The organism is Streptomyces sp. NPDC001663, assembly GCF_042893105.1.
In the GTDB taxonomy this organism is placed as follows: Bacteria; Actinomycetota; Actinomycetes; order Streptomycetales; family Streptomycetaceae; genus Streptomyces.
In genome coordinates this window covers 241,430-256,205 of the sequence record NZ_JBIAUR010000003.1, presented here as the reverse complement: position 1 = coordinate 256,205, position 14,776 = coordinate 241,430, and the positions used below count along the sequence as shown (strand labels likewise).

Genomic DNA, 14,776 nt, shown 5'->3' with positions numbered 1-14,776 from the left:
CGGTCTCTACGAGGGGTTCTGCTGTTCGCTGCGCAGCCGCTGCTTGTCGGTCTTGCCGTTCGGGGTGAGCGGGAGCTCGTCGACCAGGTGGCAGACGGCGGGGACCTTGGCGGCCTCCAGACGCTCGGCCAGCTGTGCGAGGACCTCGTCGGGGGTCAGTCCGGCGACGGCGTACAGGGTGAGGTCGTGGCCGTCGGCCGGGGCGAGCGCGGCGGCGGCCGTGACGCCGGGGATGTCCAGGGCGGCCGTCTCGATCTCGAGGGTGCCCATGCGGACGCCCTTGCGCTTGAACAGGTCGTCGCGGCGGCCCTCGAAGTAGAGGTGGCCGTCGGCGTCGAGGTGGCCGTAGTCGCCGGTGTGCAGGGTGACTTCACCGGTGACCGGGTCGGGGCGGAAGCGCAGCGCGGTCTGCTCGGGGGCGCGCCAGTAGCCGTCCATGATGTGCGGGCCGCGTACGGCGATCTCGCCGACGGTGCCGGGCGGCAGCGGGCGGGCGTCGTCGTCGAGGATCAGCACCTGGGTGCCGTCCAGGGCGCGGCCGACCGAACCGGGCCTGGCGAGGTCGCCGTCGGGCTCGAGGACGGTGATCCGCTTGCACTCGGTGGTGCCGAACATCGGCGACACCTGCGCCTGAGGGAAGGCATTCCGCAGCTGGGCGATGACGGGCCCGGTCAGGGCTGCGCCGGTGTTGGTGAACAGCCGCACCGGCGGCGGCTCGCGACGGTCGCGGCGGGCCAGCGTCAGCAGCATCTCGCCGAGCGAGGGCACCAGCGGGACGACGGTCACGCCGTACTCGTGCAGGGTGCCCAACAGCCTGACGTGGCGGTCGGGTTCGGTCAGCACCAGCTGGGCGCCGGCGATCACCGAGAGGAAGATCTGGTAGAGGCCGTAGTCGAAGCTGAGCGGCACGGCGGCCAGGACGACGTCGTCCTCGCGGTAGCCCAGCCGGGCCTGGATGGCGCGGGCCGCGAAGACGATCGGCGCGTGCGGGCTCGCCACGGCCTTGGGGGCCGAGGTGGAGCCGGAGGTGTAGATCAGCAGGCCGAGCTCGTCCGGGCGTACGGGGACGTCGTCGTGGTTGCCGGTGTGCAGCTGCTGCTCCGCGCCGGCCCGCGCGTGGGCGAGCGGGACGACCGGACGGTCCGTCAACTCCCTCAGGACGTCGACGTCTTCGTTGGTCTGCGCGATCAGCAGCACAGGATCGCAGTCCGGTACGACGGTGTTGAGGTGGAAGCGCTTCATCGCCGGGTTGACCGGCACGAAGACGATGCCGCGGCGCAGTGCGCCGAACAGCAGGGCGGTGAACTCGCGGACGTTGCCGACCCGGGCCAGCACCCGGTCGCCGCGGCGCACACCGCGGGCGGTGAGCCAGTCGGCGTACGCCCGTGACCAGGCGTCGAGTTCCGCGTACGTCCAGCTGCCCGAGGAGTCCCGCACGGCGGGCGCGTCGGGCCGCGCGGCGACCGCCGCGGCGAGCAGGCCGTCGACGGTGTCGGCGGCCACGAGTGTCTGAGTCGTCATCCAGCAACCTCTTGGGCGATCGGGTCCGTCGGGACGGAAGTCGGTCCCACCGAGCCTGACGACCACTGCTCGACCGGCGGTGGAGCAGGCCTGGGGCCTGGTCGGCGGGTCGGGCCGGCTGCAAGGAGCGGTGCGTCCTGGCAACTTCGCGCGAGGGCGACGGGCGATGGGGCCTCGGCCCGAGCGAAGCCGGGAGTGGGGAGCCGGGAGTGGGGAGCCGACGACAGACGACCACTCCGGTCCGGGTGTCCCCTCGGAGGGCGTGTCCCTGCCCGGCGGCCCCCGCTGATCCGCCGGCCAGGCCCCTCACCCCGCCGTCGGCCTGCTCGCGCTCAAGTCCGCTGCGAGGGGGCGGCCCGATGGTGACCGCGGACAGCAAGCCCCATGACGACGACCCCGCCGCGACGACGTCCGACGGGGAAGGAGGCAGCACAGGATGAACGCGGAATCCCGGCAGTCCGGTCACTCCGGTGGCTCCGGTCGCGCAGAGCCCGGCGGGCGCCCGCTCGACTTCGGCGTCTTCTTCTTCGCCGCGGTCGGCGACCGGTCCGAGGAGACCTACCGGCTGATGCTCGACGCGGCCCGCCGCGCCGACGAGCTCGGCTTCGGCTTCGTGTCGACGCCCGAGCGCCACTTCCACCGCTTCGGCGGCGCCTTCCCCAACCCGGCCGTCACCTCGGCCGCCGTCGCCGCCGTGACCCGGCGGATCGGGATCCGCGCGGGCAGCGTGGTCACCCCGCTGCACCCGGCGTCCCGGATCGTCGAGGACTTCGCAGCGGTCGACGGCATCTCCGGCGGCCGGGTGGCGATCTCGGTGGGCTCCGGCTGGAACGTCAACGACTTCGTCATCGCACCCGACAGGTACGAGACCCGGCGCGAGCAGATGGCCAGGGACGTGGCCGACATCCGGGAGGCCTGGCGCACCGGCCGCTGGACCGGCCGCACCCCCCTCGGCACCCAGGCCACCCTGCCGCTGTACCCGCGCCCGGTGCAGCCCGAGCTGCCGGTGTGGGTCACCGCATCCCGCAGCGAGGGCACGTTCGTCGAGGCGGGGAGGATCGGCTGCAACATCCTCACCCACCTGGAGAACCAGGACGTCGCCTCCCTCGCCGGCAAGGTCGCCCTCTACCGCGCGGCCCGCGCCGAGGCCGGCTGGGAGGGCCCCGGCACGGTGACGGTGATGATGCACACGTACGTCGCCGAGGACCCGCAGCAGGCCCGCGAGGTCGGCGGCGGCGCCCTGCGCGACTACCTGCTGTCCGCCATCGACCTGGAGGCGGGCGCCGTACAGGCGGGCGGCCGGATGAGCGGCAACAAGGAAGGCCGCGACGTCCTGTCCGCGGCCCGCGCCCAGCAGAAGCTCGCCGACCTCGGCGTCAACCGCTACCTGTCCGGCAACTCCCTGATCGGCTCGGTCGAGGAGTGCACCGACACGGCCCGCCGGGTGCACGCGGCCGGGGTGGACGAGATCGCCTCCCTGGTCGACTTCGTCAGCGACCCCGCGCAGGTGCTCGCCTCCCTCGAACTCCTCGATTCCGTACGCCGCGAAGCCGCACGGGCAGTCGAGCCCGCCGGCGCCCGCTGACCGAAGGAGGTCGCCCCGTGCCGACGATCCTCGCCGTCTCCGGCAGCCCCTCGCCGGTCTCGCTCACCCACCGCGTGCTCACCCGCGCCGCCGAACGGCTCGACGCACGCGGCCACTTGGTCGACGTCCTGGCCGTACGCACCCTGCCGCCGGCCGAACTGCTCGCCGCCGACACCACCCACCCCCAAATCGCCGCCGCCGCAAGGCAGTTCGCCGAGGCCGACGCCGTGGTCCTCGCGACCCCCGTCTACAAGGCCGGCTGCTCGGGCCTGCTCAAGGCCTTCCTCGACCTGCTCCCCCAGTTCGCCCTCGAGGGCAAGGTCGTGCTGCCCCTTGCCACCGGCGGCTCCCTCGCCCATGTACTCGCCCTCGACTACGGCCTGCGCCCGGTGCTGATGTCGATGAAGCCGGCCGCGGTCGCCGAGAGCTTCTTCGTACACGCCGAACAGGCGGCGGCCGTGACCGACCAACTCGACGCCGCCACCGACCGGTTCGCCGACCTCGTGGAGGCCCTGCACCGCCCCGCCCGCCGACTGGCACCGGCGGCCGCCTGACCGCCCATGACCGTCACCGACCCACGGACACCCCACTCACGACGCAACTCCACGGAAGAGGCCCCCATGAAGGCTCTTGTGCTGGCCGGCGGAACGGGATCCCGGCTGCGCCCGTTCAGCTACTCCATGCCCAAACAGCTCATCCCGATCGCCAACAAGCCGGTACTGGAACACGTCCTGGACAACATCCGGGACATCGGCGTCACCGAGATCGGCATCATCGTCGGCAACCACGCGGCCGAGATCGCGGACGCCCTCGGCGACGGCTCCCGGCTCGGCGTCGCCATCACCTACATCCCGCAGGAGCGCCCGGCCGGCCTCGCGCAGACCGTGCAGCTGGCCCGCGAGTTCCTCGGCGACGACAACTTCGTGATGTACCTCGGCGACAACATGCTGCCGGAGGGCATCCGGGAGGCCGCCGCCGAGTTCCGCGCCCTGCAGCCCGCCGCCCAGGTCCTGGTCGCTCAGGTGGAGGACCCGAGGGCGTTCGGCGTCGCCGAGGTCGACGCGCGGGGCGTGGTGGAGCGGCTGGTGGAGAAGCCGCCGGTGCCGCGCTCCAACCTGGCCCTGATCGGTGTGTACTTCTTCACCCCGGCGATCCACCGGGCCGTCGACTCGATCGAGCCGAGCGCCCGCGGCGAGCTGGAGATCACCGACGCCATCCAGTGGCTGGTGACCGACGGGCAGACGGTACGGGCCCAGGAGTACGCCGGGTACTGGAAGGACACCGGCAAGGTCGAGGACGTACTGGAGTGCAACCGGATGCTCCTGGACGCCGTGTCGCGCAGCGTCGAGGGCGAGGTCGACGAGGACTCCGTGCTGATCGGCCCGGTCGTCGTCGAGCCAGGCGCCCGTATCGTCCGCTCGTTCGTGGTGGGCCCGGTGGTGATCGGCGCGGGCACGGTGCTGGAGGACAGCCACATCGGACCGCACACCTCGATCGGCCGGGACTGCGTGCTGACCGACGCCCATCTGGACCGCTCCATCGCCCTGGACGGCGCGACGGTGTCCGGCGTGCGCGGCCTGCGCGGCTCGCTGCTGGGCCGCTCGTCCGCCGTCACGGGCGCCCAACTCGAAGAGCGCCACCACCGTCTGGTGGTCGGCGACCACACGCGCGTGGAGGTCGCGGCATGAGCAAGAAGATCCTGGTCACGGGCGGCGCGGGCTTCATCGGCTCGCACTACGTCCGCACGCTCCTCGACGGCGGTTACGAGGGCTACGAGGAGGTCACGGTCCTCGACAAGCTGACGTACGCCGGCAACCGCGACAACCTGCCCGCCGATCACCCGCGGCTGACCTTCGTCGAGGGCGACATCTGCGATCTGCCGCTGCTGCTGGAGCTGTTCGCGGGCCACGACGCGGTGGTGCACTTCGCGGCCGAGTCGCACGTCGACCGCTCGCTGGAGTCCGCCGCGGAGTTCGTGGCGACCAACGTCGGCGGCACGCAGAACGTGCTGGAGGCCGCCCTGCGCACGGGAGTTCAGCGGGTCGTGCACGTCTCCACCGACGAGGTGTACGGCACCATCGACGAGGGTTCCTGGACCGAGGAGTGGCCGCTGCTGCCCAACTCCCCCTACGCCGCGTCCAAGGCGGGCTCCGACCTGATCGCCCGCGCCTACTGGCGCACCCACGGCCTGAACGTCTCCATCACCCGCTGCTCCAACAACTACGGCCCGTACCAGCACCCGGAGAAGCTGATTCCGCGCTTCGTCACGAACCTCCTGGAGGGCGAGACGGTGCCGCTCTACGGCGAGGGCGCCAACATCCGCGAGTGGCTGCACGTCGACGACCACTGCCGGGCGATCCAGCTGGTCCTGACCCGCGGCCGGGCCGGCGAGGTCTACAACATCGGCGGCGGCAACGAGCAGACCAACCGTCAGATCACCGAGCGGCTCCTGGAGTTGACCGGCAACGACTGGTCCAGCGTGGTCCGGGTCGCCGACCGTAAGGGCCACGACCTGCGCTACTCGCTCGACGAGTCCAAGATCCACGAGGAGCTGGGCTACGCACCCCGTATCTCCTTCGAGGAGGGCCTCGCCGCCACCGTCGCCTGGTACCGGGACAACCCGGGCTGGTGGAAGGCGGTCAAGCACGGCACCGAGGAGGGCGACAAGTGACGGTATCCGCCCCCCAGGTGCTGGTCGTGGGCGCCGGGCCGGTCGGGCTCAGCGCCGCCCACGAGCTGGCCCGGCACGGCGTCCGGGTCAGGCTGGTGGACGCGGCGGACGGCCCGGCCACCACCAGCAGGGCCCTGGCCACGCACGCCCGCACCCTGGAGACGTACGACCAGATGGGCGTCCTGGACGAGCTGCTGCCGCGCGGCCAGCGCGTCGAGCACTTCACGCTGCACCAGAACGGCCGCCGGCTGATCCGCTTCGACACGGACTACAGCCGGCTGCCCACCCGCTTCCCGTTCACGCTCATGGTCGACCAGGTGATCACCGAGGAGGTGCTGCGCGACGCCGCGGCCCGCCTCGGGGTCACCGTCGAGTGGGGCGTACGCCTCGAACGCTTCCAGGACCTGGGCTCCGGCGGTGTGCTCGCCGAGCTCACCGGCCCCGACGGCCGCACCGAGACGGTCGCCGCCGACTGGCTGGTGGGCGCCGACGGCGGGCACAGCACGATCCGCAAGCAGCTCGGCCTCAAGCTGGCGGGCGAGTCCAGCGAGACCTGGCTGATCGCGGACGCGGTCGTCGACTGCGACCTGCCCAAGGACAGCATCCACTGGATGCGCACCCCGCGCGGCACGGTGATGATGGTGCCGTTCCCCGACGAGGGCAAATGGCGTCTGCTCGACACCGCGGAGACCTCGTACGGCGGCGACGACCGCATGGTCGCCGACCGCTTCGCCGAGAAGATCGCGACGGGCACGGGCAGGCCGGCACGGGTCGAACTCCCCTCCTGGGTCTCGGTGTTCACCATCCAGCAGCGCATGATCCCGCAGATGCGCCAGGGCCGTGTGCTGCTGGCGGGCGACGCCGCCCATGTGCACAGCCCGGCCTCCGGGCAGGGCATGAACACCGGCGTCCAGGACGCGGTGAACCTGTCCTGGAAGCTGGCGTCAGTGCTGCGCGGCGAGGCGGCGGACTCACTCCTCGACTCCTACAGCGCCGAACGCGTCCCGGTCGGCGCCGAGTTGCTGCGCACCACCAGGATGGCCACGCTGCTGGTGCAGCTGCGCAGCCGCAAGGCGGCGGCCTTCCTGCGCACCGCCTTCACGTTCCTGCGCAATGTGCCGCCCCTCAAGGGCCGTATCCAGCGCAAGATCATGGGCGGCATGTCGGCCCTCGGCCTCGGCTACGGCACCAGCCCCCTCACCCTGCCCGCGCCCGGTACCGCGGGCATCCGCCCCGGCGAACGCCTCGGCCGGGTCGACGCCGCCCGCGCCGCCGCCTCCCCCGCCTGGCAGGAGGTACTGGCCGAACTGCGCCGCCCGGACTGGCTCCTGCTGACATACCGCCGTACGGCGGGCCGGCGCCTGCGCACCCTCCACCTCACCGACGAGTCCGTCGCCGCCGACCTCGGTCTGCGCCCGGGCGACTGGCTCCTGGTCCGGCCCGACGGCTATGTGGCGGCCCGCGGGGACGCCGGTCAGTCGCCGTCGCAGGCGCTGGCGTCACTGGGCGTACGACTGGAGGAGACCGCTCAAGTAGCGTGATTCAGAAATGAGTTGAGGCCCGCTCCCGATTTTCCCGGAGCGGGCCTCGACGTATGGTCCGGTGTTTCACGCGGCCGCCCGGGCAGGCTTCCCGTACAGCTCCAGGCACTGCTCGTACGTCGGCAGCAGACCCCGCTCGGCCGCCTCGGCCACGGTCGGGGCATTCGCGTCCTTCTGCGACAGCAGCGGGTCGCCGGTGAGCCACTTGGCCCACGGGATGCCCAACTCGCCGTCCAGCGCCCGCAGATCGAGCTGGGTGCCGGGCACGTACTCCGTGGAGCACAGGTAGCTGATGCAGGTGTCGTCGGTGAGCGCGACGAAGCCGTGCGCGAGCCCCTCGGCCACGAACACCGCGCGTCCGCTGCGGGCGTCCAGCACGGTGCAGTCGTACCGTCCGAAGGTCGGCGACCCGACCCGTACGTCGACCACGACGTCGAGCAGCACCCCGCGCACACAGCTGACCAGCTTGGCCTGCCCGGGCGGGATAGCCACCCCGTGCAGCCCGCGCACCGTGTTGCGGGCGGAGGTCGAGTAGTTGACCTGGCGGGGCAGGAAGCGGTGCCCGGTCTCGGCGGCGAGCAGGTCGTGGCGGTACGACTCGTGGAAGCTGCCGCGGGCGTCCGGCAGCAGTCTCGGCATGATGCGGTACGCGTCCGGCACAGCGGTCTCTTCGATCCTCATGCCCCGGGACGGTAGGCACCCCGACTCGATTCCCGGTAGCGCCGGGGCGGCGGGTCCAGCCATGCCCTAGTGGCACCCGCCAAAGTGCCGCCACCACAGACGACTTGGGAGGCGGGGACGTGTCGGTGACTCTGAGACGGCCGGACGGCGGGCGTGCGGTACTGGTGCTGGGCGCCTCGGGATTCGTGGGCGGCCATGTGTGCGGCGCCTTCGAGCGGGCGGGCTGGCGGGTGGCGGGCGTGGCCCGAACCCGGCCGGCCACGGCGACGGCGTACGAGATCCACGAACTCGATCTCGTACGGGCCGAACCCGCCCGTATCGCGCAGCTGATCCGGGACCACCGCGCCGACGTGGTGGTGAACGCGGCCGGTGCGGTCTGGGGCGTCTCGGCCGACGAAATGGACCTGTGCAACCGGGACCTGGTGCAGCGTCTGGTCGCCGCGGGCCCGCCCCGGCTGATCCAGCTGGGCTCGGTGCACGAGTACGGTCCCGCCCCGCGCACCGGCATCACCGAGTCCACGCCGACGGCGCCCGTCACCCCGTACGGCCGCTCCAAGCTGGCCGGGGCCCGCGCCCTGCTCGACTCCGGCGCCGACGGGCTCGTACTGCGCGTGTCGAACGTGTCGGGCCCCGGCACCTCGCCGCTGAGCCTGCTCGGCATGGTCGCCGGCCATCTCGCGGGCGGGAGCACCGAGCCGCTGCGGCTGGCCCCGCTGCTCGCCCACCGCGACTTCCTCGACGTACGGGACGTGGCGGACGCCGTCGTCGCCGCGGCCGCCTCCGAGGCGACCGGGCTGGTCGTCAACATCGGCGGTGGGGAAGCGACTTCGGTACGGGATCTGGTGGCGCGGCTGGTCGAGCTGTCCGGGCGCGACACCCGCATCGTGGAGGCACCGGTGGCCGGCGGGCGCCCCCCGGAGGCCGAGTGGCAGCGCATGGACATCGTGCTGGCCGGCACCCTGCTGGGCTGGCGACCGCGCCGAACCCTCGACGAGTCGCTGCGCGACCTGTTGTCCAGTGCCGTTCGAGCAGCGGCGCCCACGATGTCCGCATCGGCCCACCGCTGACCTGACGGCCACGTGCCGGAACTCACCATGGAGGCAGGACAAGATGAGTGACACCAAGGCACGGATCCTGGAGCAGGTGCGCGACTACCACCTCCAGAAGGAGCCGTCGGGTGCGTTCCGTCCGGGAGTCGACGAGATCTGGCCCTCCGGCGCCGTGCTCGGCCCCGAGGACCGGGTCGCCCTGGTGGAGGCGGCCCTCGACATGAAGATCGCGGCCGGGACCCACTCCCGCCGCTTCGAGTCGCGCTTCGCCCGCTACATGAAGCGCCGCAAGGCCCACCTGGTGAACTCCGGCTCGTCCGCGAACCTGCTCGCCATGTCGGCCCTCACCTCACCGCACCTGGAGGACCGCCGCCTCAAGCCCGGCGACGAGGTCGTCACGGTCGCGGCCGGCTTCCCCACCACGGTCAACCCGATCCTGCAGAACGGCCTCGTGCCGGTCTTCGTCGACGTCGAGCTGAAGACGTACAACACCACCGCCGAACGCATCAAGGCCGCGCTCGGCCCGAAGACCCGCGCCATCATGATCGCCCACGCCCTCGGCAACCCCTTCGAGGTCGCCGAGGTCGCGCAGATCGCCGAGGAGAACGACCTCTTCCTCATCGAGGACAACTGCGACGCGGTCGGCTCCCTCTACGACGGCAGACTGACCGGCACCTTCGGCGACCTGACGACCGTCAGCTTCTACCCGGCGCACCACCTCACGATGGGCGAGGGCGGCTGCGTGCTCACCTCGAACCTGGCGCTCGCCCGGATCGTGGAGTCGCTGCGCGACTGGGGCCGCGACTGCTGGTGCGAGCCGGGCGAGAACAACCGCTGCTTCAAGCGGTTCGAGTACCAGCTGGGCACCCTCCCGGCCGGCTACGACCACAAGTACATCTACTCGCACGTCGGTTACAACCTGAAGGCCACCGATCTGCAGGCCTCGCTCGGCCTGACCCAGCTGGCCAAGGTCGACGCGTTCACCGCGGCCCGCCGGCACAACTGGTCCCGGCTGCGCGAGGGCCTGGACGGGGCGCCGCACCTGATCCTGCCGGAGGCGACGCTGAACAGCGAGCCCAGCTGGTTCGGGTTCGTCATCACGGTCGCCCCCGACGCGCCGTTCAGCCGCAAGGAACTGGTGGACTTCCTGGAGCACCGCAAGATCGGCACCCGCAACCTGTTCGCCGGCAACCTCACCCGCCAGCCCGCCTACCAGGACGTGCCGCACCGGGTCGTCGGCGACCTCACCAACTCCGACGTCATCACCGAGCAGACCTTCTGGATCGGCGTCTACCCCGGCCTCACCGACGAGATGACCGACTACATGGTCGCGTCCGTCCGCGAGTTCCTCGCCGGCCGGTGACTCCAACTCCCCTTACCACGCACCGCCCTTGACAAGGAGAGACCGTACATGTCGTCGACACTCACGGAGTTGACGCGTCCGCAGCCCGTGGTCCAGCCCCGCGAACCGGCCTCGGTGGCCGACCGGATCGCGGCGTCCGCGGCGACCACGGCCGGGCGCATGACCACCGACGCGTTCCACGACTGGTTCGCCGCACGCGGCAGGGCGGGCCGGTTCAGCGTCGAACGCATCCCGTTCTCGAAGCTGCGCGGCTGGTCCTTCGAGCCGGACACCGGCAACCTGGTGCACGCCAGCGGCCGCTTCTTCAGCGTGGAGGGCCTGCACGTCACCACCGACCAGGGCCCGCACCGCGAGTGGTACCAGCCGATCATCAAGCAGCCCGAGGTCGGCATCCTCGGCATCCTGGTCAAGGAGTTCGACGGCGTCCTGCACTTCCTGATGCAGGCCAAGATGGAGCCGGGCAACCGCAACCTGCTCCAGCTCTCCCCCACCGTCCAGGCCACCCGCAGCAACTACACCAAGGTCCACAAGGGCACGGACGTCAAGTACATCCAGTACTTCACCGGTCCCGGGCGCGGGCGGATCCTCGCCGACGTGCTGCAGTCCGAGCACGGCTCGTGGTTCTTCCACAAGAGCAACCGCAACATGATCGTCGAGGTGGACGAAGACGTCCCGCTCGACGAGGACTTCTGCTGGCTCACCCTCGGCCAGCTCAACGAACTCCTGTACCACGACAACCTGGTCAACATGGACTCCCGCACGGTCCTGGCGTGCGTGCCCGCCCACCGCCCCCAACTCCCCGCCGTCGACGGGTTCCTGGACGCGCTGGCACGCTCCCGCGACCCGGAGGCCGGCGCGCTGCTGACCGACGTGGACCTGCTGTCCTGGTTCACCGCCGAACGCTCCCGCTACGACGTCCGGGCCGAGCGCATCCCGCTCGCCGACGTCCCCGGCTGGACCCGCGACGAGGCCCGCATCGGCAGCGACGACGACCGCTGGTTCAACGTCGTAGCCGTCGAGGTGCAGGCCGGCAACCGCGAGGTCACCGGCTGGACCCAGCCGCTGATCGAACCGTGCAGCCGCGGCATCGCCGCCTTCGTCGTCCGCTCCTTCGGCGGGGTGCTGCACGTACTGGCCAACGCCAAGGTCGAGGGCGGCTTCCTGGACACCGTGGAACTCGCGCCGACCGTGCAGGCGTCCCCGGACAACTTCGCCGGCCTGTCGGTCGACCCGCCCTTCCTGGACGAGGTGCTGTCCGCCGCCCCCGACCGCATCCGCTACGACGCCATCCACTCCGAGGAGGGCGGCCGCTTCCTCTACGCCGAGAACCGCTACCTGATCATCGAGGCCGACGAGGAGGACGCCCCGCTGCTGCCGCCGGCCGGCTTCCAGTGGGTGACGGTCGGCCAGCTCTCGGAGCTGGTCAAGCACGGCCACTACGTGAACGTGCAGGCCAGGACGCTGCTGGCCTGCCTCAACGCCATCAGCGCGCACACCCGCGACCTCATGGGAACCCGAGCACATGACTGAACGTCCGCTGCGCGTCGCCGTACTCGGCACCGCGGACATCGCCCGCCGCCGGGTCCTGCCCGCCATGGCGCAGGACCCGGACGTCGAGCTGATGGCGGTGGCCAGCCGGAGCGGCGCACGCGCACGGGAACTGGCTCGGCAGTACGGCTGCGCGGCCGTCGAGTCGTACGACGCCGTACTCGACCGGGACGACGTGGACGCGGTGTATGTGCCGCTGCCCGTCTCCCTGCACGCCGAGTGGACCCGCCGTGCACTGACGGCCGGCAAGCACGTCCTGGCGGAGAAACCGCTGACCGCCCACGCGCACACCACCGCCGAGCTGCTGGACCTGGCCCGCACATCGGGCCTGGCCCTGATGGAGAACGTGATGTTCGTCCATCACCCGCAGCACGCGGTCGTACGAGAGCTGGTGGCGGGCGGCGCGATCGGCGAACTGCGCGCCTTCACCGCGGCGTTCACGATCCCGCCGCTGCCCGCCGGGAACATCCGCCATCGTCCCGACCTGGGCGGCGGCGCCCTGCTCGACATCGGCTACTACCCGCTGCGGGCCGCCCTGTACTTCCTCGGCTCCGGCCTCGAGGTGGTCGGCGCGGCCCTGGAGCACTCGGGCGGCTCGGCGGTGGAGACGGCGGGCGCGGTCCTCGTGCGCTCCCGGGACGGGGTGCTCGGACAGCTGGCCTTCGGCATGGAGCACGCCTACCAGTCGGCGTACGAACTCTGGGGCAGCCGGGGCCGGATCCGCGTCGAGACCGCGTTCACCCCGCCCGCCGACCACAAGCCGACGGTGTGGGTCACGGACACCCACGGCCCCCGCGAACTGACCCTCGCACCGCACGACCAGGTGGCCGCGACGGTACGGGCCTTCGTACGGGCGGCCCGCTCGGGTGGCAACGATCCGCGGGCCGCCGCGGAGTGCATGCAACAGGCCACGCTGCTGGACGCGGTGCGGGCGCGGGCGGGGCGATGACCCTGACCTTGGCTTTGACGCTGTTTCTGACCTCGGCCTTGGTCTTCGGAGCGTTGGGAGGGACGGAGGAGAAATGAGCACGACTGTGACCACCGCCGGGCGGGTGGCCGAGCTGCACGAGATCCGTGCGCGGGCGTTGGCCGGACCGAGCGAGAAGGCGACCCAGGCGCAGCACGCCAAGGGCAAGCTGACCGCGCGCGAGCGCATCGAGCTGCTGCTGGACGCGGGCTCCTTCCAGGAGGTCGAGCAGCTGCGCCGGCACCGGGCCACCGGCTTCGGCCTGGAGGCCAAGAAGCCGCACACGGACGGTGTGATCACCGGCTGGGGCACGGTGGAGGGCCGCACGGTCTTCGTCTACGCCCATGACTTCCGCATCTTCGGCGGCGCCCTGGGCGAGGCCCACGCCACCAAGATCCACAAGATCATGGACATGGCCATCGCGGCCGGCGCCCCCCTGGTCTCGCTCAACGACGGCGCCGGCGCCCGCATCCAGGAAGGCGTGTCCGCCCTCGCCGGCTACGGCGGCATCTTCCAGCGCAACACCAGGGCCTCCGGCGTCATCCCGCAGATCTCGGTGATGCTCGGCCCGTGCGCCGGCGGCGCCGCCTACAGCCCCGCCCTGACGGACTTCGTGTTCATGGTCCGCGAGACCTCGCAGATGTTCATCACCGGCCCGGACGTGGTCAAGGCCGTCACCGGCGAGGAGATCACCCAGAACGGCCTGGGCGGCGCCGACGTCCACGCCGAGACCTCCGGCGTCTGCCACTTCGCCTACGACGACGAAGAGACCTGCATCGCCGAAGTCCGCTACCTCCTCTCCCTGCTCCCGCAGAACAACCGCGAGGCCCCGCCCGCCGCACCGTCGGACGACCCGGCAACACGCCGCACCGACACACTGCTCGACCTGGTCCCGGCGGACGGCAACCGCCCGTACGACATGCGCCGGGTGATCGAGGAACTCGTCGACAACGGCGAGTACCTGGAGATCCACGAGCGCTGGTCGACCAATGTGCTGTGCGCCCTTGCCCGACTGGACGGCCATGTCATCGGCCTGATCGCCAACCAGCCCCAGTCCCTGGCCGGCGTACTGGACATCGGAGCGAGCGAAAAGGCCGCCCGCTTCGTGCAGTTCTGCGACTCCTTCAACATCCCCCTGGTCACCCTGGTCGACGTCCCGGGCTTCCTGCCGGGCGTCGACCAGGAGCACGGCGGCATCATCCGCCACGGCGCCAAGCTGCTGTTCGCCTACTGCAACGCGACCGTCCCCCGCATCTCCCTGATCCTGCGCAAGGCCTACGGCGGCGCCTACATCGTCATGGACTCCCAGTCCATCGGCGCCGACCTGACCCTCGCCTGGCCGACGAACGAGATCGCCGTGATGGGCGCGGAGGGCGCCGCGAACGTCATCTTCCGCCGCGAGATCGCCGCCTCGGACGACCCGGAGGCGGTCCGCGCCCAGAAGATCAAGGAGTACAAGTCGGAGCTGATGCATCCGTACTACGCGGCCGAACGCGGCCTGGTCGACGACGTCATCGACCCCGCCGAAACCCGCGCGGTCCTGGCCTCGGCCCTGTCGATGCTCCGCACGAAGCACGCGGACCTGCCGCCCCGCAAACACGGCAACCAGCCGCAGTAACACTCCCGTCCCACCAAGGAGTTCTTGTGCCCCCATCCGACGAACCGTTGTTCCGCGTGGTCCGCGGCACGGCCACCGAGTCCGAACTCGCCGCCCTCGCCGTGGTCCTCCTGGCCCTGAACACCCCCGAGCCGCTCCCGGCCCCCGTCACTCCCCTCGCGGCCTGGCGCCGGCCGTCCTACACCCACCCGATCAGCTGGCAGGAGGCGGCGTAGGCGGACCGCCCGCGAAG

13 protein-coding genes are annotated in these 14,776 nt (G+C 71.5%); 11 read left to right on the top strand and 2 right to left on the bottom strand.

The genetic code is table 11. The annotated features are described in order from the left end of the window. Positions 1–6 precede the first annotated feature (6 nt). The gene (locus ACFY1L_RS11670) at positions 7–1,521 is read right to left on the bottom strand and encodes a class I adenylate-forming enzyme family protein (RefSeq protein WP_388821791.1); all 1,515 of its coding nucleotides are present in this window, start codon (positions 1,519–1,521) and stop codon (positions 7–9) included. Positions 1,522–1,957: 436 nt separating this feature from the next. Here ACFY1L_RS11670 and ACFY1L_RS11665 point away from each other — a divergent pair, with 436 nt between their 5' ends. The 5 genes from ACFY1L_RS11665 (at position 1,958) to ACFY1L_RS11645 (ending at position 7,318) form a co-directional block, all read left to right on the top strand. After that, the gene (locus ACFY1L_RS11665; protein ID WP_388821788.1) at positions 1,958–3,106 is read left to right on the top strand and encodes a MupA/Atu3671 family FMN-dependent luciferase-like monooxygenase; all 1,149 of its coding nucleotides are present in this window, start codon (positions 1,958–1,960) and stop codon (positions 3,104–3,106) included. Positions 3,107–3,123: 17 nt separating this feature from the next. After that, positions 3,124–3,660, top strand: a complete 537-nt coding sequence (gene ssuE, locus ACFY1L_RS11660; RefSeq protein WP_388821784.1) for an NADPH-dependent FMN reductase — start codon at positions 3,124–3,126, stop codon at positions 3,658–3,660. Positions 3,661–3,726: 66 nt separating this feature from the next. Beyond that, positions 3,727–4,794: a glucose-1-phosphate thymidylyltransferase gene (locus ACFY1L_RS11655; protein WP_388821782.1), complete on the top strand. Its 1,068-nt coding sequence runs from the start codon at positions 3,727–3,729 to the stop codon at positions 4,792–4,794. Beyond that, entirely contained in the window at positions 4,791–5,777 is a 987-nt protein-coding gene (gene rfbB / locus ACFY1L_RS11650; RefSeq protein ID WP_388821779.1) for a dTDP-glucose 4,6-dehydratase, read from the top strand. The genes ACFY1L_RS11655 and rfbB overlap by 4 nt, the downstream gene beginning before the upstream one ends. After that, entirely contained in the window at positions 5,774–7,318 is a 1,545-nt protein-coding gene (locus ACFY1L_RS11645) for an FAD-dependent oxidoreductase (protein WP_388821776.1), read from the top strand. Before rfbB ends, ACFY1L_RS11645 begins: the two co-directional genes overlap by 4 nt. Positions 7,319–7,384: 66 nt before the next feature. Here ACFY1L_RS11645 and ACFY1L_RS11640 read toward each other — a convergent pair whose 3' ends face one another. Further along, the gene (locus tag ACFY1L_RS11640) at positions 7,385–7,999 is read right to left on the bottom strand and encodes a dTDP-4-dehydrorhamnose 3,5-epimerase family protein (protein ID WP_388821773.1); all 615 of its coding nucleotides are present in this window, start codon (positions 7,997–7,999) and stop codon (positions 7,385–7,387) included. Positions 8,000–8,124: 125 nt separating this feature from the next. On the opposite strand from ACFY1L_RS11640, the gene ACFY1L_RS11635 reads away from it, so the two are divergent. The 6 genes from ACFY1L_RS11635 to ACFY1L_RS11610 all read left to right on the top strand — a co-directional run bounded on the left by ACFY1L_RS11635 (position 8,125) and on the right by ACFY1L_RS11610 (position 14,759). Next, on the top strand, positions 8,125–9,066 hold the full coding sequence (locus tag ACFY1L_RS11635; RefSeq protein ID WP_388821770.1) for an NAD-dependent epimerase/dehydratase family protein: 942 nt from the start codon (positions 8,125–8,127) through the stop codon (positions 9,064–9,066). Positions 9,067–9,109: 43 nt separating this feature from the next. Beyond that, a complete protein-coding gene (gene rfbH, locus ACFY1L_RS11630) occupies positions 9,110–10,411 on the top strand; it encodes a lipopolysaccharide biosynthesis protein RfbH (protein ID WP_388821767.1) in 1,302 nt (433 codons plus the stop codon). A 48-nt stretch (positions 10,412–10,459) separates the two neighbouring features. Continuing rightward, positions 10,460–11,941 (top strand): NDP-hexose 2,3-dehydratase family protein, encoded by a 1,482-nt coding sequence (locus ACFY1L_RS11625; RefSeq protein ID WP_388821765.1) that lies wholly within the window; start codon positions 10,460–10,462, stop codon positions 11,939–11,941. Next, positions 11,934–12,908 (top strand): Gfo/Idh/MocA family protein, encoded by a 975-nt coding sequence (locus ACFY1L_RS11620; RefSeq protein ID WP_388821762.1) that lies wholly within the window; start codon positions 11,934–11,936, stop codon positions 12,906–12,908. Before ACFY1L_RS11625 ends, ACFY1L_RS11620 begins: the two co-directional genes overlap by 8 nt. Before the next feature lie 73 nt (positions 12,909–12,981). Beyond that, a complete protein-coding gene (locus tag ACFY1L_RS11615) occupies positions 12,982–14,544 on the top strand; it encodes an acyl-CoA carboxylase subunit beta (protein ID WP_388821759.1) in 1,563 nt (520 codons plus the stop codon). 26 nt (positions 14,545–14,570) lie between these two features. Beyond that, entirely contained in the window at positions 14,571–14,759 is a 189-nt protein-coding gene (locus ACFY1L_RS11610) for an acyl-CoA carboxylase epsilon subunit (RefSeq protein ID WP_388821756.1), read from the top strand. The last annotated feature ends 17 nt before the right edge of the window (positions 14,760–14,776 follow it).